We start from the raw sequence: 22,370 nt of genomic DNA on the forward strand, positions 1-22,370 counted from the left end.
AGCGGATTGCTGTTTAGATTTCGTCCATCGCACCCGTGCCATGAGCCTCGACGCTGACGCCAAAAAGGTCTTGCTCCGCAAGATCCCGCATGGACTCTTCATCTGCGGCGTTCGCAACGGCGATGAGGTCAATGGTTTCACCGCTAGCTGGGTGACCCAGGGATCCTTCGAACCACCTCTGGTGGTGATGGGCGTTCGAGCCGACAGCAGCAGTCACGCCATCATCGAAGCCACCGGCAAGTTCTCCCTGAATGTGCTGCGGGCCGACCAAAAAGATCTGGCTGCCGTTTTCTTCAAGCCCCAAAAGGCGCTTGGTGGTCGTTTTGAGGCGGCACCTTTTGAAGAGGGAGAACTCGGCTTGCCTCTCCTCACCGATGCCGTCGGTGGTGTGGAGTGCGAACTCGTGGGGGCGATCAAGCACGGTGACCACACGGTCTTTGTTGGAGAAGTGAAAACAGCGCGTCTAATCGCTGATGGTGATGCGCTGAATCTGGCCAGCACCGGCTGGAATTACGGCGGCTGAGCTGACGAGGTGGATCCAGTTCCAGCTCCCGGTTCACCGCTGCTGACGCAGCCTGAACGTCTTGAATACCGCCTGAAGGAGATTCCCGCTGAACCGGGTTGCTATCTGATGCGGGACGGCGACGACCGGATCCTCTACGTCGGTAAGTCGAAGTCCTTGCGCAGTCGGGTGCGCAGTTATTTCCGCAGTCGGCACGATCTGTCGCCACGGATCCGCCTGATGACGCGCCAGGTCTGCGAGATCGAGTTCATCGTGACCGACAGCGAGGCGGAAGCCCTCGTTCTTGAATCCAACCTGATCAAGAACCATCAGCCGCACTTCAACGTGCTGCTGAAGGACGACAAGAAATACCCCTACCTCTGCATCACCTGGAGTGAGGCCTATCCAAGGATTTTCATCACCCGTCGCCGTCGTTTCCGCAGCCCCCTGGATCGCTTCTATGGGCCCTATGTCGATGTTGGGCTGTTGCGTCGCACGCTGTTCCTGGTGAAACGCGTCTTCCCGCTGCGGCAGCGGCCACGACCGATGTATCCCGACCGCACCTGCCTCAACTACAACATCGGACGCTGTCCGGGGGTTTGTCAGGAAAAAATCAGCTCCGAGGACTACCACCGCACTATCCGCAAGGTGGCAATGGTGTTTCAGGGCCGCAGCGATGAGTTGCAGCAGCTGCTTCAGGAGCAGATGGGGCGTTACGCCGAGCGGATGGATTACGAATCGGCAGCCCGCGTGCGTGATCAACTTCAGGGTCTGGATCAGCTCACCGCAGACCAAAAGATGAGCCTGCCGGACTCTTCCGTGAGCCGTGATGTTCTTGCCCTTGCGTTTGATGAGCGGCTGGCGGCCGTCCAGCTGTTTCAGATGCGGGCCGGGAAGCTGGTGGGACGTCTCGGCTACACCGCCGATGCGTCTGGTTTGGAGCCTGGCCTGATCCTGCAGCGCGTGATTGAAGAGCACTACAGCCAGGTGGATTCCGTTGAGGTTCCGCCCGAACTTTTGGTTCAACACGCTTTGCCCCAGCAGACGCTGATGGAGGACTGGTTGTCGGAACAACGGGAACGTCGGGTGCAGATCCACTGCCCGCAGCGCCAGCAAAAGGCCGACCTGATCGAACTGGTTCAGCGCAATGCTGAGTTTGAGTTGCTCCGCGCCAAGCAGGGGCAGGAGAAGCAGTCTTTGGCGACGGAGGATCTGGCGCAGCTGCTGGAGTTACCGACCCCGCCGCGGCGGATTGAGGGGTATGACATCAGCCACATCCAGGGCAGCGATGCCGTGGCCTCGCAGGTGGTGTTCATTGATGGACTGCCCGCCAAGCAGCACTACCGCAAATACAAAATCCGCAGCAGCAGCATCCGAGCTGGCCACAGCGACGACTTCATGGCGATGGCGGAAATCATGCGTCGCCGTTTTCGACGTTGGGCTCGGGCAAAAGCTGAGGGCGTGGATGTGGGGGCGCTGCGACACAAAGGCGGCAGTGCGCTGCAAACCGACGGCCTTAACGACTGGCCCGATGTGGTGATGATCGATGGGGGCAAGGGCCAGCTTTCCGCCGTGATGGAGGCCCTGCGCGAACTGGATCTACATGAGGATCTGAACGTCTGCTCGCTCGCCAAACAGCGCGAAGAGGTTTTTCTCCCGGGTGAAAGCCAACCGCTGGAGAGTGAACCTGACCAGCTCGGTGTTGTGCTTCTGCGCCGGTTGCGGGACGAAGCTCATCGTTTTGCCGTCACCTTCCATCGCCAGCAGCGGGGAGAACGGATGAAGCGGTCTCGCCTGTCTGACATCCCAGGGGTTGGGCCGAAGCGGGTGAAGGATCTTCTGGCCCATTTCCATTCGATCGATGCCATCCAGTTGGCGTCGATCGAGACCCTCTCCAAAGCGCCTGGGGTGGGCCCCGCGCTGGCCCGCGATATCCATGACTTCTTCCACCCTTCCGAGGACGGGGACGGCGGTGATGACGGGGCTGCTTTAGAAGAACAGCCTCAGGAACTCTCCGCATGATCCGTCATCTCTGCATGGCCCTGGCAGGAGTGCTTTTATTCGCCACCCCGGTTTGGGCCTCTCCCGGCCTCTGCACAGGGCCTGTGTGTGCCGACGGCATCACCCGCAGTGCCAAGAATCATTGGCAGTTGGTGCTGCGTCTCAACGACCAGCAGGGCCATCACGAAAAGGTGGTGATGAATTGCCGGGCCGGCCAGCTGAGCCCCATGTCCGGTCCTGTGGACCGGGCCTATGCCACCGCCCTGGGTCGTCGTGCCTGCCGTCTTGCGGGTGAGGACAGCTGACGGTGGACCTCAGCCTTGTTTTTCCCCATCAGCTGTTTGAGCACCACCCTGCGATTCGTCCAGGACGTCCCGTTGCCCTGATCGAGGATCCGCTCTTCTTTGGTTCCGACCCCACCTGGCCGATGCAAGTGCATCGGCAGCGTCTTCTCCTTCATCGAGCATCGATGACGGCCTACGCCGAGATGCTTCAAGCCAAGGGCCTCACCGTTCTGCGCGTTCTGCAGGGGCAGGTGGGTGACACCGCTGAGATCCTGGCTGATCTAGTGGCCCAGGGATACCGCTCTTTTTATCTGGCAGATCCGGTGGACGACGTCCTCTCGAAACGCATCTCAGCCTTTGCATCGCGGCATCAATGCGGCCTAGAGATCGTCCCCACACCGATGCTGCTCACCCCAGCTGCAGTGATCAATGAACACTTCGCTGCTGGCAAAAAGCCCTTGATGGGTCGCTTCTACGAGATGCAGCGCAAGCGACTGGATCTGTTGATCGAACCTGAGGGTGGCCCCGTTGGCGGGCGTTGGAGTTTTGATGCCGATAACCGCAAGAAGCTGCCCAAAGGCATGGTTGTTCCTGATCCACCAGTGGAGCGCTCGACGGCAGCCGTTGACCAAGCGCGGCAGCAGCTGATCGAGGAGGGTGTGGCTGGTATCGGCAGCTGGGATTCGTTTCATTACCCCGTGACCCATTCCGAAGCTGCCCGCTGGCTGGATGGGTTTCTCGACCAACGGTTGCGAGAGTTCGGGGCCTATGAAGATGCGATCAGCACCCAGCACCGGGTGATGTGGCACAGCGTGCTCACACCGATGCTGAACATCGGTCTGCTCACGCCACAACAGGTGCTGGATCGCACGCTGGAGCGAGCTGCGAGCGGCGATGTTCCCTTGAATTCACTTGAAGGATTTCTGCGTCAGATCGTCGGCTGGCGGGAGTTCATGGCCGCGATTTACCTGCGCCATGGAGTGGAGATGCGAAAGGGCAATTTCTGGGGTTTCGAAGACCGACCGATTCCCTCTGCCTTCTACACCGCATCAACGGGCCTGCCCCCGATTGATGACGCCATCCGTCATGCGCTCGAGACCGGCTACTGCCACCACATCGAACGCTTGATGCTCCTGGGCAACGTGATGCTCCTCTGCGGATTCCATCCAACCCGGATCTACACCTGGTTCATGGAGCTTTTCGTCGATGCCTACGACTGGGTGATGGTGCCCAACGTTTATGGAATGAGTCAGTTCGCCGATGGTGGGCTGTTCACGACCAAGCCCTATCTGTCGGGTTCGAATTACGTGCGCAAGATGTCGGACTACCGCAAGGGGGAGTGGTGCGACACCTGGGATGGATTGTTCTGGACCTTCATCCACCGCCATCAGGACTTCTTCCGTCGCCAATATCGGCTGGCGATGATGGCCCGAAACCTGGATCGCATGGGCCCTGATGCTCTCTTGGCCCATCAGCGCCGGGCCAGCGATTTTCTTGACGGGCTCACCTGAACCCTGCGTAAGGTCGCTTCAGATCGGCTGTGTTGATGACGTTCTCGCCCGAGGCCTACCTCTGGTTCAAGACCCTGCACATCGTTGGGGTTGTGGTGTGGTTTGCGGGCCTCTTTTACCTGGTGCGCCTGTTCATCTACCACGTCGAAACCGAGGAGCTGGCGCCGGAACTGCAACAGCCGTTCCGGGATCAGTACACCTTGATGGAGAAACGTCTCGCCAACATCATCACCACGCCCGGCATGGTTGTGGCTGTCTCGATGGCCATCGGCCTGCTGTTGGCTCAACCGTCTTGGCTTCAGCAGGGCTGGATGCACGCCAAACTTGCTTTTGTGGCAGCCCTGCTGGCCTATCACGTGTTTTGTTATCGGCTTATGGGCCAACTGCACGCGGGCACCTGCGCCTGGTCGGGCAAGCAGCTTCGGGCTCTGAATGAGCTGCCCACCCTGCTGCTGGTGATCGTGGTGATGCTGGTGGTGTTCAAGACGCAATTCCCCACAAGCGCGGCGACCTGGTTCATCGTTGCCCTGGTGGTGTTCATGGCCGCGTCGATCCAGTTCTATGCCCGCTGGCGGCGTCTGCGGGCTGAAGCCTCTGCCAAAGCCTGAGATGACCCACCCCCTCAAGGCCGTCCTCGAGCAGGTGGGACCGTCGAGCTGCCCCACCACGCACAACTTTCACTGCCACACCGTCTGCAGTGACGGAAGCCTCGAACCTCTCGAGCTCATCCAACAGGCCACCGAGCTGGGGCTCCAGCACCTGGCGGTGACGGATCACCACAGCTCCCAGGCCCACAGGGAGATCCGTGCCTGGTTAGATCAGCAACGCGGCGCCGGTGCTGTGTGTCCCATGGTCTGGAGCGGGATGGAAATCAGTGCTTTGCTGAAGGGATGCCTTGTACATGTGCTGGCCCTCGGCTTTGAGCTGCACCACCCAGCACTTCAGCCTTACAACCGCGGTGATGCCGTCGTTGGAGAACCGTTGCGTGCCGAGGCGGTGGTCAAGGCCATTCATGCCGCCGGCGGATTGGCGATCCTTGCTCATCCCGCCCGGTATCGCCTTGACCATGACGTTCTGATCAACGAGGCGGCTCGGCTGGGTTTCGATGGGGGTGAGGCCTGGTACGACTACGACATGCAAACGACCTGGTCTGCCAGCCCGTTGATCTGCGACTCCATCGATCGTCAGCTCGGCAACCTTGGCCTTTTGCGTACGTGTGGCACTGATACCCATGGAATTGACCTTCGTGGCCGCTAAGTTCGGTCCATCTCAGTTCCGGTCGACATGGGCTTCTTGGATCGTCTGCTGAAAAAGGATTCCGCAGAGTCCGACTCCTCGATTGAGCCTCGCAAGCCAGCGAAGGAGAAGCCGGCGGAGTTCTTCCTCGATGCAGATTCCTCATCCTCACTGGGGGATGTGAACTACATGCGGGAGTCGAAAACGATTCGCCGCACCTTCCCCGGCACGGCTGCCAGCCCCGGAACGAAGGAACAGATCATGGAGGTGGCTGCCGAAACCGAGAAGCTTGAGATGCGCAGCGAAGGCCTTGGCGGGGTCGTCAAGAAGGAAGAATCCGTCAACATCACAGCCGGCATTCCCAAGCCGGTGAAGAAAACCTTTGCTGAACAGGTGAGCACGAAGGAGATGAGCCAGCGCCTCAAGGGCACGGCTATCACCGGGGTTAATACCCCTGCTGCGGCTGATGCAGCTCCTGTTGGTCGCAAGGAAGAGCTGAAGGCCCCGGCGGAACCGACGGCCAAGGTTGGCTCCGCGGCACCATCGTCCAAGCCTGGATCAATCGATCCCTTCCGTCAGATGGTCCGCGATCTCAACAAATAGGGCTGCCCCGTTCAATCTTGGCTTCGCTGCTGTTCACCAGCCGTTGCAGCAGCTGCAACTGTTCAGCAGTTGCGGTACCCCAGAGGCCTCGATTCGAGGCTTCCAAAAGTCGTTCCGCCATATCCCTAAGCACCCAGGGATTGCTGGTGCTTAGGAACTCCTGGATCCTGGGCTGGTTCAACCACTGGTCACAGAGTGCTCCGTAACACCAATCGGGTACACGATCGGTGGAGGCGTCATAGGCGAACAGGTAATCAAGACTGGCCCCCATCTCGAAGGCCCCCTTGTAGCCGTGTTGCATCATTCCCTCGATCCAGCGGGGATTGAGCATCCGGCTGCGCATCACCTTGTCGATTTCTTTCTCGAGATGGTGCATCCGAGGCCGTTCATGGCGTGAGTGATCCCCAAACCACAGCTGCGGACGCGCCCCGGACACCTCTTCCACGGCTGCACTCAGCCCACCCTGGAACTGGTAATAGTCGTCTGAATCGAGCAGATCATGCTCGCGGTTGTCCTGGTTGTGCAGAACCACCTGCACCCTGCCCAGTGCCTGCTCGAGTCCGGAGCGATCAAGGCTGGGAGCGTCGGAGCCGTCATAGGACCACTGACTCCAGCTGAGGAAAGCCTGCGCGAGGTCTGAGCGTGACTCCCAGCTGCCACTGTCGATCAGGGCCTGAAGACCGGCTCCATAGGCACCTGGGGCTGATCCATAGATGCGGCCCTGGGGTCCCCCTTCACGGGTCAGACCCGCCAGAGGATTGACTGAGTCCGGTTCATCGAGCACTGCGACCATCGACTGGGCTTGATGCACCCAGCCCACCAACTGGGGAAAGGCATCGCGGAACAGTCCAGAGATGCGCAGCACCACATCCACCCGCGGGCGACCCAGCAATCGAGCCGGAATGACCTCGAGATCCACCAACCGACGGGTGGGGCCATCCCAGACCGGCCGAACACCGATCAGGGCCAGCAGTTGGGCGATGTCTTCTCCGCCATTGCGCATCGTGGCAGTTCCCCAGACCGATAAAGCCATATGGCGCAATGGCTCCCCTTGCTCCAGCAGATGAAGGTCCAGCAGCTGCTCCGCTGACCGACGCCCGAGATCCCAGGCCGCTTCCGTGGGCAAACCCCGTAGGTCGACCGAATAAAAATTTCGGCCCGTGGGAAGCACATCGGGACGTCCACGACTCGGAGCTCCTGAGGGTCCCGCTGCTATGCGGTGGCCTTGAATGCCCCGCAAGAAGGCCGATTTTTCGGCGCCGGCACAACCGTTCAAGCGGGGCCAGAGCTCGTTGCGGAGGTTGAACAGGCAGCGATCATCCGGGTCCCAGTTCTTGAAGGGTTCGGCCAGCCCGTCGCTTCGTTCTCCGTGGACAACCTGTCGAATCAACAGAAGCGCCTGCTGCTCAAGCCAGTCACAGCCATCTCCGACCCGACGACAATCCGAGCCGCCCAGCCTGCTTAGCCGGTTCTGGTCGGTCTCAGACAGCCGCTCACCTTCATCCTGTTGCCAGGGGTCGAACGCCAGGCTCGCTTGCTGGGCCATGGCCTGCAGCAACCCTGGCTGCCCTTGCCGGGGCGGGCGGGCGAGTGCGATCAGCAGTTCATCGGCTGCGGCGGCAGAAGGAGCGACGCCGAACCGATGCAGCCCGGTGCGGATCTGCGATTCCTTGAGTTCGCAGAGATAGGTCTCTGCCTGATCCAGGCAGGTCTCCAGGAGTTCCGGTTGACGTCGAAGCTCCTCCCCGCTGGGAATTCCAGGCCAGTTGAGGGTCAGCAAGGTGGCATGAACCGACTGTTCCAGCACCCGCGCCCGTTCACCCCCGAGCTGACGAACCTCCACCAGTTCATCGAGAAGCCCTTCTAAGCGCTGCAATGGTCCATGCAGCCCAGCACGGCCGAGAGGAGGTGTGAGGTGGTCCAGAACGACGGCGTGACCACGTCGTTTGGCCTGGGAGCCTTCTCCGGGGTCGTTGACGATGAAGGGATAGAGGTGGGGGATGGGACCCAGGGCCAGATCGGGGCCGCAGCTCTCGCTCAGTCCCACCGATTTGCCCGGCAACCATTCGGCACTGCCGTGTTTTCCCACATGCAACATCACCTGGGTCTGATGCACCTGGCGTAGCCAGAGGTATTGGGCCAGATAACGGTGCGGTGGTGGAAGATCTGGTGAATGAAGATCAGCGATCTGATCAGCGTCGTAACCACGATCCGGTTGGATCAACACCAGCACGTGGCCGAAGCGCAGCCCGTGAATCGCAAAACCCTTGCTTCCGTCCAGATCGCAGGCGCTCTCCGGCGGTCCCCATCGGGATTCGATCAAGCGTCGTGCCGGCTCAGGAATTGTGCTCCACCAGTCCAAATAGATGGCAAGGGGAAGATGATCCAGCGGCGGTCGGTTCTGCCCCTCCGGTGCATTGGTACGTCCGGCCAGCAGCTGTTGCATCAAGGCATCGCCCGTGCTTGGCAAAGACTCCGTCCCGAGGCCATAGCCCGCTTCCGCCAGCCAGGTGAGCATCCGCCACGTGCTGTCAGGAGTGTCGAGACCGACGCCATTGGCAACACGGCCATCCCGGACGGGATAGTTGGCCAGAACCATGGCGATACGACGGTCAGCGCATGGCGTCTGGCGCAGCTCGATCCAGCGGCGGCTGTGCTCTGCAAGCCATCCAATCCCCCTTGAATCGGGCTCTAGGCAGGGAATGGCTGTGGCTAGAGGTCCGGTGGCCTTCCGGTGGTCACGAAAAGCGCACGGGCGCGTGGTGATCCGCGCATCCAGTTCCGGCATCACAACCTGCAGCGAAAGATCCATCGGATTGAGCCCTTGGCTGCTCTCCAGCCACTGGGCACGGCTGCGGCTGCTGCTGAGCAGCTGCAACACCGGTCGATCCAGGCGATCCCAGAGCGGACTGCCCAAGCCGGCTTGTTCCGCCTGGACCGAGGCAAAAGACGTGCCTGCAATGACGAGCTCTGCCCGTTGCTGCAGGAGCAGGTCATGCACTCCGGCCTGGACTGCGGGGTCTCGCAAGCTGCTGACCCAGAGCAGACAGGGTCGCAGTCCCTGCCTCCGCAGGGCGTCATTCAAGGCATCCGCCAGGGCGAGATCACCTGCTTGAAACTGGGCTCTGTAGAGCACCACTCCCACCGTGGCACCGGATTCATCCCGCCAGTCCCAGGGCATGGGGTCAGGGCATGGCACCACCGCAATGCTCTTTGGGGACGGTGGGCTGCCGTCAAGCAGGGCCTCGAGGCATCGCAGCAGTTGGCCCATGTTCTCGATACCTCCCTCCCGCAGTAGTGCCGACAGCTGATCAGCTAGTTCAGGGCTGCAGGAGCCAAGTCCATGGAGTTCGTTGGTTTGGTCGGCGGTTCCAGCCAGGACGATCAATTCCCGTTGCGGTGCATCACTGCACCATCGCTGCAGCTGCTCGAACCCGTAGCTCCAGTGCCCACGGCTTCCCAGCAGTCGAACCACAATCAACCGAGCCGCCTGGGCAGTGGTATTGAGGTAGTGGTCCAGCTGAGCTGGGTGTTCGAGACAACTCAGGGGCAACGCGCGGATCCGCTCGTTCCAGGCCGGGGTGAGTGGAAGGCAGGCGTCGAGGCAACTGATATCTGTGCCGGCGCTGGTCAAGAACAGCACATCTGCGCCTGGCTGCTCGACGAGCACCACGTCTTCGGGTGGGTCCAGACCCGGACAGGTGGCAAGACGATGCATGGCTCCATTCTCCGTCTCGTGGTGCCCGGTGGTGAGAAGATTCAGCGATCGGATTCATCAAGGTGATGCATCAGTTCCTGCCCTATGCCTGGTTCCAGGGCCAGTGCGTTCCCTTCGAGGAGGCCAGGATCTCCATCGCCACCCACGCCCTGCACTACGGCACCGGAGCGTTCGGCGGGATGCGGGCCATTCCCGATCCGCAGAACAGCGACACGATGCTGTTGTTTCGCGCTGATCGGCATGCACGCCGCTTGAGCCAGAGCGCCAGGTTGCTGCTGACTGATCTGAGTGAGGAGACAATCCTCTCCGCACTCACCGCAATGCTGAGGGCCAACAAGCCTGACCAGCCGATCTATCTGAGGCCCTTCGTTTACACCAGTGATCTGGGCATCGCTCCGCGACTGCACAACATTGAGACCGATTTCCTGATCTACGGACTCCCCCTGGGGGATTACCTCTCCCCGGAAGGGGTGAGCTGCAGGATCAGCAGCTGGACCCGCCAGGAGGATCGCTCGCTGCCGTTGCGCGGCAAAATCTCCGGCGCTTACATCACCAGTTCGCTAGCCAAGACGGAGGCCGTACAGAGCGGTTTCGACGAGGCCCTGCTGCTGAACAGCCGCGGCAAGATCAGCGAAGCCAGCGGCATGAATCTTTTCCTGGTGCGCGATGGCCAACTGATTACGCCTGGGGTCGATCAGGACATCCTCGAGGGGATCACCCGCGCCAGCGTGATTGAGCTGGCGAAAGCGATGGAGATCCCTGTGATCGAGCGGCCGGTCGACAAAACCGAGTTGTTCATCGCCGATGAAGTGTTTCTGTCAGGCACGGCCGCCAAGGTGACGCCGATTCGGCAGATCGAATCCACGGTTCTGAACGCCGAGCGTCCCGTGATGAATGCTTTGAAGACCAAGCTTGTGGCCATCACCGAAGGTCGGGACCCCGCCTATGAGCACTGGGTGACCCGTATTCCGATCGCCTGAAGTTCGTCCTGAGCTTTTCCTAAGATTAGGTGTCTTCCCGGGAGTGAACGGAATGGTGGTGGCGCATGCAACCCGGCAACTCACCACCTCCCGCTTCCTGGACCATCTACACGGTCCCGACAGGCCTGTTCTGGTGTTCGACGGTGCAACAGGCACCAGCCTTCAGGACCTAGGTCTCACGGCTGACGATTTCGGTGGGCCAGACCTGGAGGGTTGCAATGAAAACCTCGCCGTCACCAAACCGGACGCGGTCAAGGCTGTGCACCGCAAGTTCCTGGAGGTGGGCTGCGATGTCATCGAGACCGACACCTTTGGTGCGGCATCCATCGTTCTGGCGGAGTACGGCCTTGAGGACAAGGCCTTTGAGCTGAACAAACGGGCGGCGGAGCTGGCCCGGGAGATCGCCGATGAATTCAGCACCTCTGACAAACCCCGATTTGTGGCTGGGTCCATGGGACCAACCACCAAGCTGCCCACCCTGGGCCACATCGACTTCGACACGATGCGGGCCTCGTTCCGCGAGCAAGCCGAGGGCCTGATTGCCGGCAACGTCGACCTGTTCATTGTTGAGACGTGTCAAGACGTGCTGCAGATCAAGGCAGCTCTGCAGGGCATTGAAGAGGCATTTGAGGCCACCGGTGAGCGGCGGGCGCTGATGGTGTCGGTGACCATGGAAACCACTGGGACCATGCTCGTCGGCACGGACATCGCAGCGGTGGTGTCGATCCTGGAGCCCTTCCCAATCGACATCCTCGGTCTGAACTGCGCCACCGGGCCCGAGCAGATGAAGGAGCACATTCGCTACCTCTCGGAGCATTCCCCCTTCACCGTCAGCTGTATTCCCAATGCTGGTCTTCCGGAAAACATTGGTGGTGTGGCTCATTACCGCCTGACCCCGGTGGAGTTGAAGATGCAGTTGATGCACTTCGTTGAAGATCTCGGGGTGCAGGTGATCGGTGGCTGCTGCGGCACCACTCCCGCCCACATCGGCAGCCTGGCAGAACTTGCTCAGGAGCTCAAGCCAGCGGAACGCCCCTCCCGCTGGAACTGCGCCACGGCTGAGGACGTTCGCCCCAGCCTCAACTATGAACCGGCCGCATCATCGATTTACGGCGTCACGCCGTATTACCAGGACAACTCTTTTCTGATCATTGGCGAACGGCTCAATGCCAGCGGCAGCCGCAAGGTGCGTGAACTGCTGGCGGAGGAGGACTGGGACGGTTTGGTGTCGGTGGCCCGCGGCCAGGTGAAGGAGAACGCCCACGTGCTCGATGTCAACGTCGACTATGTCGGTCGCGATGGCGAACGGGACATGCATGCGCTGGTGAGTCGTCTGGTCACCAACGTCAACCTTCCCCTGATGCTCGACTCCACTGAGTGGCAGAAGATGGAGGCTGGCCTGAAGGTGGCTGGTGGTAAATGCATCCTCAATTCCACCAACTACGAAGACGGCGATGAGCGCTTCTTCAAGGTGCTTGAACTGGCCCGGCGCTACGGCGCTGCCGTGGTCGTCGGCACGATCGATGAAGACGGAATGGCCAGAACGGCTGAGAAGAAGTTCGCGATCGCCCAACGGGCCTATCGCGACGCCCTTGAATTCGGCATCCCGGCCCACGAGATCTTCTACGACCCTCTGGCGCTGCCCATCTCCACTGGCATTGAGGAAGATCGCCTGAATGGCCGGGCGACCGTCGATTCCATTCGAATGATCCGGGAGAACCTCCCAGGCGTTCACGTGGTGCTGGGGGTCAGCAATGTGAGTTTCGGCCTGTCACCGGCGGCACGGATCACCCTCAACTCGGTGTTCTTGCACGACTGCTGCCAAGCCGGCATGGATGCGGCCATCGTCAGCCCCGCCAAGATTCTTCCGCTGATCAAGATCAGCGAAGACCACCAGAAAGTCTGTCGTGATCTGATCAACGACAACCGGCGCTTTGACGACGGCATCTGCGTTTACGACCCGCTCACCGAGCTCACCACGCTGTTTGAGGGCGTCAGCACCAAAGAAGCCCGGGCGTCAGGCCCCTCATTGGCGGATCTTCCAATCGAGGAACGGCTGAAGCAACACATCATTGATGGGGAACGCATCGGCTTGGAACCGTCTCTCAATGAGGCGCTGCAGACCTATCCCCCCCTGCAGATCATCAACACCTTCCTGCTTGATGGCATGAAGGTGGTGGGTGAGCTGTTTGGCAGTGGCCAGATGCAGCTTCCCTTCGTGCTGCAAAGCGCCGAGACGATGAAATCCGCAGTGGCTCATCTGGAGCCGTACATGGAACAGATTGAAGGGGAGAGCACCAGCAAGGGCAAGTTTCTGATCGCCACGGTGAAAGGCGATGTGCACGACATCGGCAAGAACCTTGTCGACATCATCCTCACCAACAACGGCTATGAGGTGATCAACCTGGGGATCAAGCAGAGCTGTGAAGCCATCGTTGAAGCCCAGCGCGAGCACCAGGCCGATTGCATTGCTATGAGCGGACTGCTGGTGAAGTCCACGGCCTTCATGAAGGACAACCTCCAGGCCTTCAATGATGCAGAAATCGATGTTCCTGTGATCCTTGGCGGTGCGGCGCTGACGCCACGCTTTGTTCAGAAGGATTGCCGCGAGGTTTACGACGGCAAGGTGATCTACGGACGAGATGCCTTCGCTGATCTGCGCTTTATGGACGCGTTGATGGATGCCAAGCGGAACGACAACTGGACCAACTCCAAGGGATTCCTGGCAGACGCACCTCAGGGCGTTGGCTTGGATGAAGAATCAAAACTCTCTGAGGAGGCTGTCGAGCCTTCCGCCTCCGCTACGGATGCTCCAGCAGCGGATTTGCCTCCCGTCACCTCAGATCGATCTGAGGCTGTCCCCGCTGAAGCCGCACCGAAGCCGCCCTTCCTGGGGTCTGCTGTGATCACCGAAGACGACATCGACATTGCCGAGGTCTTTGACTACCTCGACCGCAATGCCCTGTTCGCCGGTCAGTGGATGCTACGCAAAACGAAGGAGCAGAGCCGGGACGATTACGAGGCGATGCTGGCTGAGAAGGCGGAGCCGGTGTTGCAGGAGTGGATGCAGCGCTGCATCGACGAGTCACTCTTGACCCCGCGGGCGGTTTACGGCTACTTCCCTGTGGGGCGCGATGGGAACAGCCTCAGGGTGTTCGATGCCGATGGCACAAGGGAACTAGGCCGATTTGATCTGCCCCGTCAACGGTCCGGCAACCGCTACTGCATCGCCGATTTCTTCAATGATCTGGATTCTGATGGACGCCCCACCGACGTGCTGCCCATGCAGGCCGTGACCATGGGACAGAAGGCGTCTGTCGTGGCGCAAGACTTGTTCAAGGGCGATCGCTACAGCGACTACCTGTACTTCCATGGTCTTGCCGTTCAGATGGCTGAGGCGATGGCGGAGTGGGTGCACGCGCGGATGCGTGCGGAACTCGGCTTTGCTGATCCCGACGGCATGGTGCTGCGGGATGTTCTGGCTCAGCGTTATCGCGGAAGTCGCTATTCCTTCGGATATCCCGCCTGCCCCAATGTGGCCGATTCCAGGCAGCAGTTGGCGTGGCTCGATGCCGAACGGATCGGCCTCACGATGGACGCCAGCGACCAGCTCGAACCGGAGCAGAGCACCACAGCACTCGTAGCTCTTCATTCGCAAGCTCGGTACTTCAGCGCCTGAGCCAAGCAGGACGTCCCATAACCTGAGGCGCCCTGTTCTGTTCACCATGGCCATTGCCGGACCTGATGGTGTTGATGCCGCCATCAAGGCGGGTGTTGATCTGGATGGAAGTCCAATTCCCGAAGCAATGCTCGCTCTCTACAACCAGGTGATGGATCTTGAGAGTCAGCGTGCTCGTAGTGGTGTTGTTAAGTCGATGCGCAACCGGGTGGTCAAGACCGGAGCCAAGCATTTCGACCAGGAGACTCTGAATCAGAGGCTGCAGGAGGCCGGATGGGAGGGTCTGAAGGACAAAGAGATCGCCTTCTTCTACGGATGATTCCGGACTGATGGAGAGACTGCCTCTGCCTGACTCAGTCCTGGCAGAGCTTCTCCATCGTGTCGATCACCTCCTGCTGAAACGACTCCAGGGCGCTGGACTCACTCAGATCAAGGCCTTCCCCTGCGGCGTTCTGGGCCAGGTCCTGGAAATGAAAAGCTCCCTCTCCATTGGCAAGGAACTCGATCGGTGAGCTTTCGCCGCTCTCGCGAAATGCATCGCAGAGCGCCAGAAACGCAGCGTCTTCAGTGAACTCCCAATCCATCGAGTGGACATGACTGAATGACCTTTAACCCGCTCCCCTAGGGGTTCGTCAACCGTCTGGAGTCAAAATGTGCCAGTCCTTGGGCAGACTCCCCTTCTCTCCAGCAGTCAGATGTCCAGCAATAGCCCCGAATTTTCACCGGCCAGCAACGTTCTCGGGGAACCGCTTCAGAGTTGCAGTTGCGAGCCGATAACGGGCTGGTATCGCAATGGTCTCTGCCAAACCGATCCAACGGATCACGGCCAGCACAGCATCTGCTGTGTGATGACCGAACAGTTTCTCCGTTACAGCAAGGCCCAGGGCAATGACCTGATGACCCCAGTGCCAGCGTTTCAATTCCCCGGGTTGAAACCTGGGGATCACTGGTGTGTTTGTGCACCGCGATGGAAACAGGCCTATGAAGACGGCGTTGCGCCCCTAGTCCGGTTAGAGGCGACAGAAGACACAGCTCTGAACGTGGTCAGCCTCGAGCAGCTGAAGCAACACGCTCACCAGTCGATCGACTGACCATCCCAAGCGAGAAAGCTTCCTGACTTGGCTGGGGTCTGTTGAAGCAGCACCTCCACCAACTGCCGGGCAGCTCGCTCGGGTGTGAACAACATCTCTGGGGCGACAAAGCTCTGGAACGGACGAGACAACGCTGTGTCCGTTGTGCCCGGATGCAACAGGCTGACTGTGGCCTGGGGCCAGCGGCGGGACCATTCAATGCTCAGAGAGCGCAGAAGCTGGTTCTGCGCCGCTTTAGCAGCCCTATAGCCGTACCAGCCGCCACTGCGGTTATCACCAATGCTGCCCACCCGGGCACTCAGGCTGGCGAAATGGAATGGTTGATCCCGCTCCAGTAGAGGTTCAATCGCTTTGGCCAGGAGGATCGGAGCAATGGCATTGATTCCGAATTGCTGCTCCAACTGGAAGCGGTCGACCTGTTGAAGACGTTTTTCTGGATGAAGCTCAGGTCCGTGCAGACGGCCGGCGCAGTTGAAGACCAACCTCAGGGGCAGCGTCTGTGTACGCAGCGTTGCGGCCAGACCGTCCAGATCGCTGTCGTTCTCGATGTCCAAACGCAGCGAGCAGGCTGATGGCCCATGACGTCCAGCCGTCAGAACCTTGAGGCCAGGACAGGACCGCCTCAGTTCCGCCGCGACCGCCGAACCGATGCCACCAGGACCGACCACCAAGGCCAGGCCAACCCAATCGGTCGAGGACGCTTCGACCATGTGATCTTGCTGCGGAGTGGAGACCGTCTAACGGAAATCGGGCATCATCGGCTGCAAGCTCCGTCGAGCACCTTTGGTGGCGAATCGAAGTCGTTACTGGCCCCCTGCAGCGCTCGGAGCTCTGTTCATGGCCGCCTTGGTGGGCTGGCTTGCACGACCTCTCCCTCAGCAAGCCAACCAGAAGCCTCTCAGCCTGCTTGAGCTGCTCGAGGATGAATCAATCGATGCTGGCGCAGCCCCATCCAGAACGGCGGCCGTTCAAACACCTAAAAACGTCGTTCCCAAGGTGCCACTGGGGGCTGAAGCCGTTCCACTAGATATCCGAGTTGGTCTGGTCAGCCAGACGCCGGTCACAGCTTTCTGGCCGGGTCGCAACGTCCTGTGTCGCAACCATGCGGGCTCCGTGGTCCCTGTCCAGCAGTTGGGCAGCACAATCGCTTCATCCACCCAACAGGAGATTCACTGCTCCGGAGGGCACGTTCAGATCAATCATCAGCGCTATCTGGGGGATGTTTCTCTGCTCAAAAGCCAACGTGATTGGCTCGCCGTGATTTCCCTTGATTTGGAAACCTATGTGGCCTCGGTCGTTGGTGCAGAAATGCCCAGCCAGTGGCACCAAGAGGCCTTGAAGGCACAAGCTGTGGCAGCACGCTCCTATGCCCTGGCGCATCTTGCAAGACCAGCAACAACGGCATATCACTTGGGCGACACGACACGCTGGCAGGTGTACTCGGGTGAGACAAGCACCACCCAGGCCAGTCGATCAGCTACTTGGGAGACCCGAGGGATCATCCTCAGTTACGCCGGTGGCATTGTGGAAAGCCTGTATGCATCTAACGAGCAAGTCAGTGCTGAAGCCCATGGCCATCTCGGCGCAAGCATGAGTCAAACCGGGGCCCAGCAACTCGCCCGTCAAGGACTCTCCTTCAATGCAATTCTTGGCAGGTACTACACAGGAGCCTCACTGGCACGGTTGAAACGGCATGACCAGTGAACTGCTCCGACAAGCGAATGGCGTTGCGGCTGAGGCCAAAGCATCCGGAGCTTTGGTTCCGCTCAAGACCTCGCTAACGCACCTGATGGGAGAGGGAGGCACCAGCTTTGAGCTGCGCCATCTCCTTAGCGCAACACCAAAACACTTGCGAGCCGCAGGCCCCAAGCCAAATCCTTTCCTCCCCTGGGATCAACGGCTGGAGGTGGAACGGATCGGCGATTCGCACGTGGTGATTCTGAACAAATATCCGGTTCAGTCCGCCCACATGCTGCTGATAACTCAGACCTGGCAACCCCAAACCGGTTGGTTGTCCCTTGACGATTGGCGTGCCCTCGCCTTGGTCGATGCAACAACCACTGGATTGTGGTTTTTCAATAGCGGTCCCAATGCTGGCGCCAGTCAGCCGCATCGCCATCTGCAGTTGTTACCTCGAGCAGCAGGGGAACCGATTTGCGCAAGGCAAGATTGGTTCCGACGTTGTGCTGCAGATCCAACGGCCCTGGCGGGTGACCCTCTGTTCCGGAGCAGCCGTGTTGCACCGCTCACTTCACCTCTGACAGGTGAAACGCTCCACCGGATCTATCTTTCGCTTGCTGGAGAACTCGGGCTGGGATCCCCGTCAAACGACAGCTGTCCAAGGGGTGCCTATAACCTTCTGCTGTCACGCCAATGGATGGCCATTGTTCGGCGTCAAACAGAAGGCATTCGTGGTTTCAGCGTCAATGCCCTTGGTTTTGCTGGGTCCTTGCTGAGTACCGCTGAATCCGATCGTGAATGGATTCAGCGATCAGGGCCAGAAGCCCTGCTTCGCGCTGTTGTTGAAGCGGTCTGAAGTAAGTGAGTCAAAGAGGCTCAGGCCTTGGCCTTTGCTTTCTCCAACTGGCTGATGATCACGTCGCGATAGTCGGAAGCCAAGTCGTGAAATCCCTGTTCAATCAAACCGGCGATGACGTCGATGGCTTCGTCTTCGCACTCGGGAATCAGCACCACCCCACGATTACGACCGAGGATCATCTTCTGAATGATCGATTGCATTTTGCGTGGTTTTCCTGAGGGGTCGGCGAGAACCTCCTCGGCAGGTATAAACCGAGAACGGTGTTGATTTTTGGAATTGATCTGTGCGATGAAAAGATACTGATTTCCGTTGATTTCTACCAATCCTCTGAATTCAGAGAGCTTGTCGCTGGCATCAACACAACAGAAATTGTTGTTCTTTGATGGTGATTCGCCATCAAAGCCACGAATTCTCGAGATCGTCGCGTCGGCGTCGAAGGATTCTTGACCCAGGCGGGTCACCAGCAATTCACAGATGGCGCGCTGATTCAAGACCACAAAGAAATGATCTCCATTAGACCCGTTCTCAGTGCCCCGCTTTGTAGCGAGAGGAACAGGTCTCAAGGAGTCCCGAATGGAGTTTGTGCCGTGGTGGCACGGATGCAAAGGCTTACCCCGCTCTGCCAAGGCTGGAGATGAGATCGACTCGCATCCTTTGAACAAGAAATGCCTCCAGCGTCGGAACCGTCAGATTCAGGACAACTTGCATCTGGTCCATCCCATTGCGCGCCATTACGCCCTGCAAACAGGCATCGAGCAAGATGATCTCCTGCAGGTGGGCTGTCTCGGACTGATCAAGGCTTCAAACCGGTTTGAAACCAAGCGAGGAACGACATTCCCCAGCTTCGCTAAACCGCATATCCGGGGAGCCATTCTTCACTTTCTACGGGACAAGGTTGGTGTAATCCGCCTTCCAAGAGCCGTTGAGGAACGGGCCATGAGAATGCTGCGAAGCCCTGAAGGCTGCTTAAACGCTGCTGATGCTCTGGTCGTTCACCAGTACCGCAGCAAGCATCACTGGGTTGAGTTCAACGATGACCTGGTCGACGACACCCCGCAGGGGATCGAATTGGTCGCACGTTCAGAAGCGTGGCAGCGGGTTCGAGCAATGTTCCTGAGGATTGGAACAGATGAACAACGTGTCCTTCAGATGGTTGTGATCGATGGAATGAGCCTTAGGCAGACAGCGCGACAACTCGGGATTTCAGCGATGACAGTTCAACGACGCGTCAAACGCGGCCTGAGAAGCCTCGCGAGCCAATTGAACGACGATCAATCCGGGGTTTGAGTGTCGCGGTCCATTTGTTCCTGGAGTGTCTTGATGGCGGCGTTCAGGGCCGAAAGTTGCCGTTCAGCACTATCCCTCCAAAAACGCAGCATCGACAGCTTCCGCTCCTGATGGTGCCGGCGCAAGGTTGCGTGATCAGTGGTGCCGCTGCAACAGAAAGGAGGAAGCATGTCAGCAAAAGCAATCCCTTAGATCCTGACGGATTTTCAGACGTGATGCGACTCCTCAATCACTTGGCTCTCGCAGGAGGTGGACCTACGGTGTGGATTCAAAACATCTGCACTGTGGTGTCGACGCCCAAGCGAACACCACAACACCACGCTTCATGAGTCTCAGACGAGTCCCAATATTGGTCTTGCTCTGCGTCTCGTTTGCGGGACTTGAGTTTGGTTCTCAGAGAAGGGGCGAGGCATACGTCGCCTTGATGGCTGGTCAGCGTGCACGCCCCTTAAACGGGACGTTTAACAACGTCCCGGTTCTGCATTCAAACCAGCCGGAGATTGTCACTGGTCCAGGGATTCTGGTGAACACAGCGCCCGGATCGGCCATCGCTGCTGAGTCCAACCAGCCGCTTCGCAACGCCGCTTACTCCTTCAACGGTGAGTTCGGCGTTCACATGCATCACAAGTACTACCCCCAGGACCTGTCAAAGCTTGGTGGACGTCGATCCAGGGGCTTGATGACCCTGGCTCTGATTGCAACGAATCCTGGATCGAAGCCAATCACGCTTCAATTCGACCGTGGTTCCGTCAAAAACAGTTTTGAGGCGCCGTATCACCCAAATCGCCTGATGGGGGTGAAGCCCCTGGGGAAGCGTCCCTGGAATACAGGACCGGGTGATGCCACTGCCGTTCAACTACTTCGCGGTGAATTAGACCGCAAACTGCCCGATCGTCTTGAGATACCCGCTGGAGGACGACGGGTCGTGGTATGTACCGTGCTGCCTGCCCGTGGCATCGCCAACGGTCTGTTGAGGGGACGCAGCAATGGTCCTTTCACCATGGCTGTCGTCGCTGCTGAGCAATCAGCACAGGATTCCGATCTCTTTGCGGTGCTGCAGTCAGGTCGCTTGGCGCCTGGACGGATTTATCTCAACCGTATTCGTGAAATCCAGCTGGGCAGGGTCTTCTCGCGCGTGGCTGGAGTGGCTCTCGGCGATGCCTACAAGGCCCAGATCCACCATGATCTCGGTCAGGGGGCACTCCATGTTCCCCTTACCAGTACGAAGCGGCATCACTTCGGCACGCGCGACATTCAGGTCAATCCATTAACAACGCGGATGGTGGATTCCGCTTTGAACAACGTTGGCACCTACGGCGTTCGTTACGACGTGACACTCAACCTTTCAGGTGCGGGCCCCCATCAACTGGTGCTCAGTCACCCGGTTGTTTCCGGAAAGAAAACGTTCACTGCCTTCCGTGGATCGCTGCAGATTGTTCAGGATCAGACGCTTCAGGAGGTCCACGTCGGCATGCGCTCAGGCGAGAGCCTGGCCCTGGCAGATCTCAACCTCGCTCCTGGAACAACAAAGGCTGTCAAGGTGAGTTTGGTCTACCCAGCTGATGCCACACCTGGCCACCTGCTGAGTGTTGTTCCTGTACAGCAACTGGCGATGCTTCACCGGCGCCAGCAGCAACAGCGTGACGCCCAGGTCAAACTCGCTGAAACCAAATCTCGCAAGGTGGGTCCCAAAACCGCACCGCCACAACCCCCGCTTACGCCTGTTGTTGTGAAGCCAGCTCCCATGCAGCAGAAACGCAACACCGCACCCCTTCCTTCGACGCCTGCGATCGTGCCTGCCACCAGTCCTCGTTACAGCGAGGTGATCCAATCGCAGCAGCAGTGGTTGCTTCAGCTGCAGGGTCGATAACCTTCGCTGAGCAGGACTGAACTTTTGAGCGGCGAGGACTCAAAACGTCAACGGATCTCTGTCGAGATGTCAGAGCCCATGGTCGAGTTGATTGACCAGCTCAAGGGTGAATACGGAGCACGCTCTCGGGGGCGTGTGCTCGAAATGCTTTTGCAGGATCTGCTCGATCCAGGCGATGGCAGCACAGGCCCTGAGGAAACATCCGTCAAGGACGAGGGTGAACCAGAGGCGACAACCAGCACTGATGAGATAACGAGTCTGGTATTGATTGGCTCCGGGAGTCTTCTCCACAATGCAGAACCGAGCCAACCTCCCGATTCCAGCGCACCTTCCGCCAACGTTTCTTCGGGCATTGATCTTCCAGGTTTCGTGAGCAAGCGAACCGGTCAGCTCAAAGCGACACTCCGGTCGCCGCAGCAACGAGATTCCGCTCAGAACGATCCCTTGGTTTCGACGGTTGATCCTTCTGATTTACGAGATGCCAGTGCTGCGGCTGAAGATCACTGGAGATCTCTGTATGGACAACCACCGGGCCCCACAGTGATCGAAGCCTCCATGACATGGCTAGCCCGCGACGTCTGGTCCAGCACTGACGCCAGTGATGGCCGGCCGTTCACCTGGTCTGCGGCCAATGCTGCTGTTGAGACGCTTTGTGCTGGCTGGGAGTCCCGTGACCCTTCCCTAGGCCGGGTGATGGCCGTTGCAGGTGCGCTTGAGGATCCATTCGCCACCTCATCCCTGGCGGAACGCATGCCGACGTTGATCCGCCGGTTTGTCAATCGTTTTCGTCGCAGCCGTCAGGTCACCTCCTTCGAAACTCTTGAGTCCACGATGACGGTCCACGGAGCGCTCAAGCTCTTAGGCCTGTCCACGCGAGCGGGCACAGCGGTGACCTTGAGCTCCATTCGGGATGCCTATAAACAGCGGGCCCTGGAAGAACATCCCGATGCAGGCGGATCAACCGATGCGATGCGTCGACTCAATGAGGCCTACCGACTGCTGCGCGAGCTGTACCGCAATCGCTAGCGCAATCGTCCAAGGCGAGACGCAAGCCTGGATCCTCAATGAG

21 protein-coding genes are annotated in these 22,370 nt (G+C 59.3%); 16 read left to right on the forward strand and 5 right to left on the reverse strand.

Annotation, left to right across the window (positions count from 1 at the left end; genetic code table 11):
- The first annotated feature begins 40 nt into the window (after window positions 1-40).
- The 7 genes from NCN06_RS02230 to NCN06_RS02260 are packed head-to-tail and all read left to right on the forward strand — an operon-like array spanning window position 41 to window position 6,137.
- Window positions 41-523 (forward strand): flavin reductase family protein, encoded by a 483-nt coding sequence (locus NCN06_RS02230; RefSeq protein WP_226397767.1) that lies wholly within the window; start codon window positions 41-43, stop codon window positions 521-523.
- A 9-nt stretch (window positions 524-532) separates the two neighbouring features.
- Entirely contained in the window at window positions 533-2,524 is a 1,992-nt protein-coding gene (gene uvrC, locus NCN06_RS02235) for an excinuclease ABC subunit UvrC (protein WP_226397621.1), read from the forward strand.
- Window positions 2,521-2,808, forward strand: a complete 288-nt coding sequence (locus tag NCN06_RS02240) for a hypothetical protein (protein ID WP_115023056.1) — start codon at window positions 2,521-2,523, stop codon at window positions 2,806-2,808. The genes uvrC and NCN06_RS02240 overlap by 4 nt, the downstream gene beginning before the upstream one ends.
- A 2-nt stretch (window positions 2,809-2,810) precedes the next feature.
- Window positions 2,811-4,298, forward strand: coding sequence for a cryptochrome/photolyase family protein (locus NCN06_RS02245; RefSeq protein ID WP_250398616.1), 1,488 nt, complete (start codon window positions 2,811-2,813; stop codon window positions 4,296-4,298).
- A gap of 35 nt (window positions 4,299-4,333) precedes the next feature.
- Window positions 4,334-4,906, forward strand: a complete 573-nt coding sequence (gene hemJ / locus NCN06_RS02250) for a protoporphyrinogen oxidase HemJ (RefSeq protein ID WP_166016555.1) — start codon at window positions 4,334-4,336, stop codon at window positions 4,904-4,906.
- A gap of 1 nt (window position 4,907) precedes the next feature.
- Window positions 4,908-5,555, forward strand: coding sequence for a PHP domain-containing protein (locus NCN06_RS02255; protein ID WP_166016554.1), 648 nt, complete (start codon window positions 4,908-4,910; stop codon window positions 5,553-5,555).
- 27 nt (window positions 5,556-5,582) lie between these two features.
- Complete coding sequence (locus NCN06_RS02260; protein ID WP_226397623.1) at window positions 5,583-6,137, forward strand: hypothetical protein; 555 nt, start codon at window positions 5,583-5,585, stop codon at window positions 6,135-6,137.
- Here the strand turns inward: NCN06_RS02260 and cobN are convergent.
- Entirely contained in the window at window positions 6,127-9,855 is a 3,729-nt protein-coding gene (cobN, locus tag NCN06_RS02265) for a cobaltochelatase subunit CobN (protein ID WP_226397624.1), read from the reverse strand. The genes NCN06_RS02260 and cobN overlap by 11 nt on opposite strands.
- A gap of 65 nt (window positions 9,856-9,920) precedes the next feature.
- On the opposite strand from cobN, the gene NCN06_RS02270 reads away from it, so the two are divergent.
- The 3 genes from NCN06_RS02270 to NCN06_RS02280 are packed head-to-tail and all read left to right on the forward strand — an operon-like array spanning window position 9,921 to window position 14,833.
- Entirely contained in the window at window positions 9,921-10,835 is a 915-nt protein-coding gene (locus NCN06_RS02270) for a branched-chain amino acid transaminase (RefSeq protein WP_115023068.1), read from the forward strand.
- A 52-nt stretch (window positions 10,836-10,887) separates the two neighbouring features.
- Window positions 10,888-14,514, forward strand: coding sequence for a methionine synthase (gene metH / locus NCN06_RS02275; protein WP_250398617.1), 3,627 nt, complete (start codon window positions 10,888-10,890; stop codon window positions 14,512-14,514).
- Window positions 14,515-14,560: 46 nt separating this feature from the next.
- Window positions 14,561-14,833, forward strand: coding sequence for a small RNA NsiR4-regulated ssr1528 family protein (locus tag NCN06_RS02280; protein WP_115023072.1), 273 nt, complete (start codon window positions 14,561-14,563; stop codon window positions 14,831-14,833).
- Window positions 14,834-14,867: 34 nt separating this feature from the next.
- On the opposite strand, the gene NCN06_RS02285 is transcribed toward NCN06_RS02280, so the two are convergent.
- Window positions 14,868-15,098: a DUF8667 family protein gene (locus NCN06_RS02285; RefSeq protein ID WP_115023074.1), complete on the reverse strand. Its 231-nt coding sequence runs from the start codon at window positions 15,096-15,098 to the stop codon at window positions 14,868-14,870.
- A 111-nt stretch (window positions 15,099-15,209) separates the two neighbouring features.
- Between NCN06_RS02285 and NCN06_RS02290 the strand changes: the two genes are divergently transcribed.
- Window positions 15,210-15,605, forward strand: coding sequence for a DUF2237 family protein (locus NCN06_RS02290; RefSeq protein ID WP_250398618.1), 396 nt, complete (start codon window positions 15,210-15,212; stop codon window positions 15,603-15,605).
- Here the strand turns inward: NCN06_RS02290 and NCN06_RS02295 are convergent.
- The gene (locus NCN06_RS02295; protein WP_250398619.1) at window positions 15,587-16,315 is read right to left on the reverse strand and encodes an SDR family oxidoreductase; all 729 of its coding nucleotides are present in this window, start codon (window positions 16,313-16,315) and stop codon (window positions 15,587-15,589) included. The genes NCN06_RS02290 and NCN06_RS02295 overlap by 19 nt on opposite strands.
- A 76-nt stretch (window positions 16,316-16,391) precedes the next feature.
- On the opposite strand from NCN06_RS02295, the gene NCN06_RS02300 reads away from it, so the two are divergent.
- Both NCN06_RS02300 and NCN06_RS02305 read left to right on the forward strand, forming a co-directional pair.
- A complete protein-coding gene (locus NCN06_RS02300) occupies window positions 16,392-17,309 on the forward strand; it encodes a SpoIID/LytB domain-containing protein (RefSeq protein ID WP_250398620.1) in 918 nt (305 codons plus the stop codon).
- The gene (locus tag NCN06_RS02305) at window positions 17,299-18,141 is read left to right on the forward strand and encodes a DUF4922 domain-containing protein (protein WP_250398621.1); all 843 of its coding nucleotides are present in this window, start codon (window positions 17,299-17,301) and stop codon (window positions 18,139-18,141) included. Before NCN06_RS02300 ends, NCN06_RS02305 begins: the two co-directional genes overlap by 11 nt.
- 20 nt (window positions 18,142-18,161) lie before the next feature.
- Here NCN06_RS02305 and NCN06_RS02310 read toward each other — a convergent pair whose 3' ends face one another.
- Window positions 18,162-18,635, reverse strand: a complete 474-nt coding sequence (locus NCN06_RS02310) for a hypothetical protein (RefSeq protein WP_250398622.1) — start codon at window positions 18,633-18,635, stop codon at window positions 18,162-18,164.
- A 37-nt stretch (window positions 18,636-18,672) separates the two neighbouring features.
- Between NCN06_RS02310 and NCN06_RS02315 the strand changes: the two genes are divergently transcribed.
- Window positions 18,673-19,431, forward strand: a complete 759-nt coding sequence (locus tag NCN06_RS02315) for a sigma-70 family RNA polymerase sigma factor (protein ID WP_250398623.1) — start codon at window positions 18,673-18,675, stop codon at window positions 19,429-19,431.
- On the opposite strand, the gene NCN06_RS02320 is transcribed toward NCN06_RS02315, so the two are convergent.
- Window positions 19,416-19,601 (reverse strand): hypothetical protein, encoded by a 186-nt coding sequence (locus NCN06_RS02320; protein ID WP_250398624.1) that lies wholly within the window; start codon window positions 19,599-19,601, stop codon window positions 19,416-19,418. The genes NCN06_RS02315 and NCN06_RS02320 overlap by 16 nt on opposite strands.
- Before the next feature lie 155 nt (window positions 19,602-19,756).
- On the opposite strand from NCN06_RS02320, the gene NCN06_RS02325 reads away from it, so the two are divergent.
- On the forward strand, window positions 19,757-21,301 hold the full coding sequence (locus tag NCN06_RS02325; protein ID WP_226397631.1) for a DUF3370 domain-containing protein: 1,545 nt from the start codon (window positions 19,757-19,759) through the stop codon (window positions 21,299-21,301).
- A 78-nt stretch (window positions 21,302-21,379) separates the two neighbouring features.
- Entirely contained in the window at window positions 21,380-22,327 is a 948-nt protein-coding gene (locus NCN06_RS02330) for a molecular chaperone DnaJ (protein WP_170952104.1), read from the forward strand.
- Window positions 22,328-22,370: the final 43 nt, after the last annotated feature.

This window comes from Synechococcus sp. MU1648 (assembly GCF_023630615.1).
Lineage (GTDB): Bacteria > Cyanobacteriota > Cyanobacteriia > PCC-6307 > Cyanobiaceae > Parasynechococcus.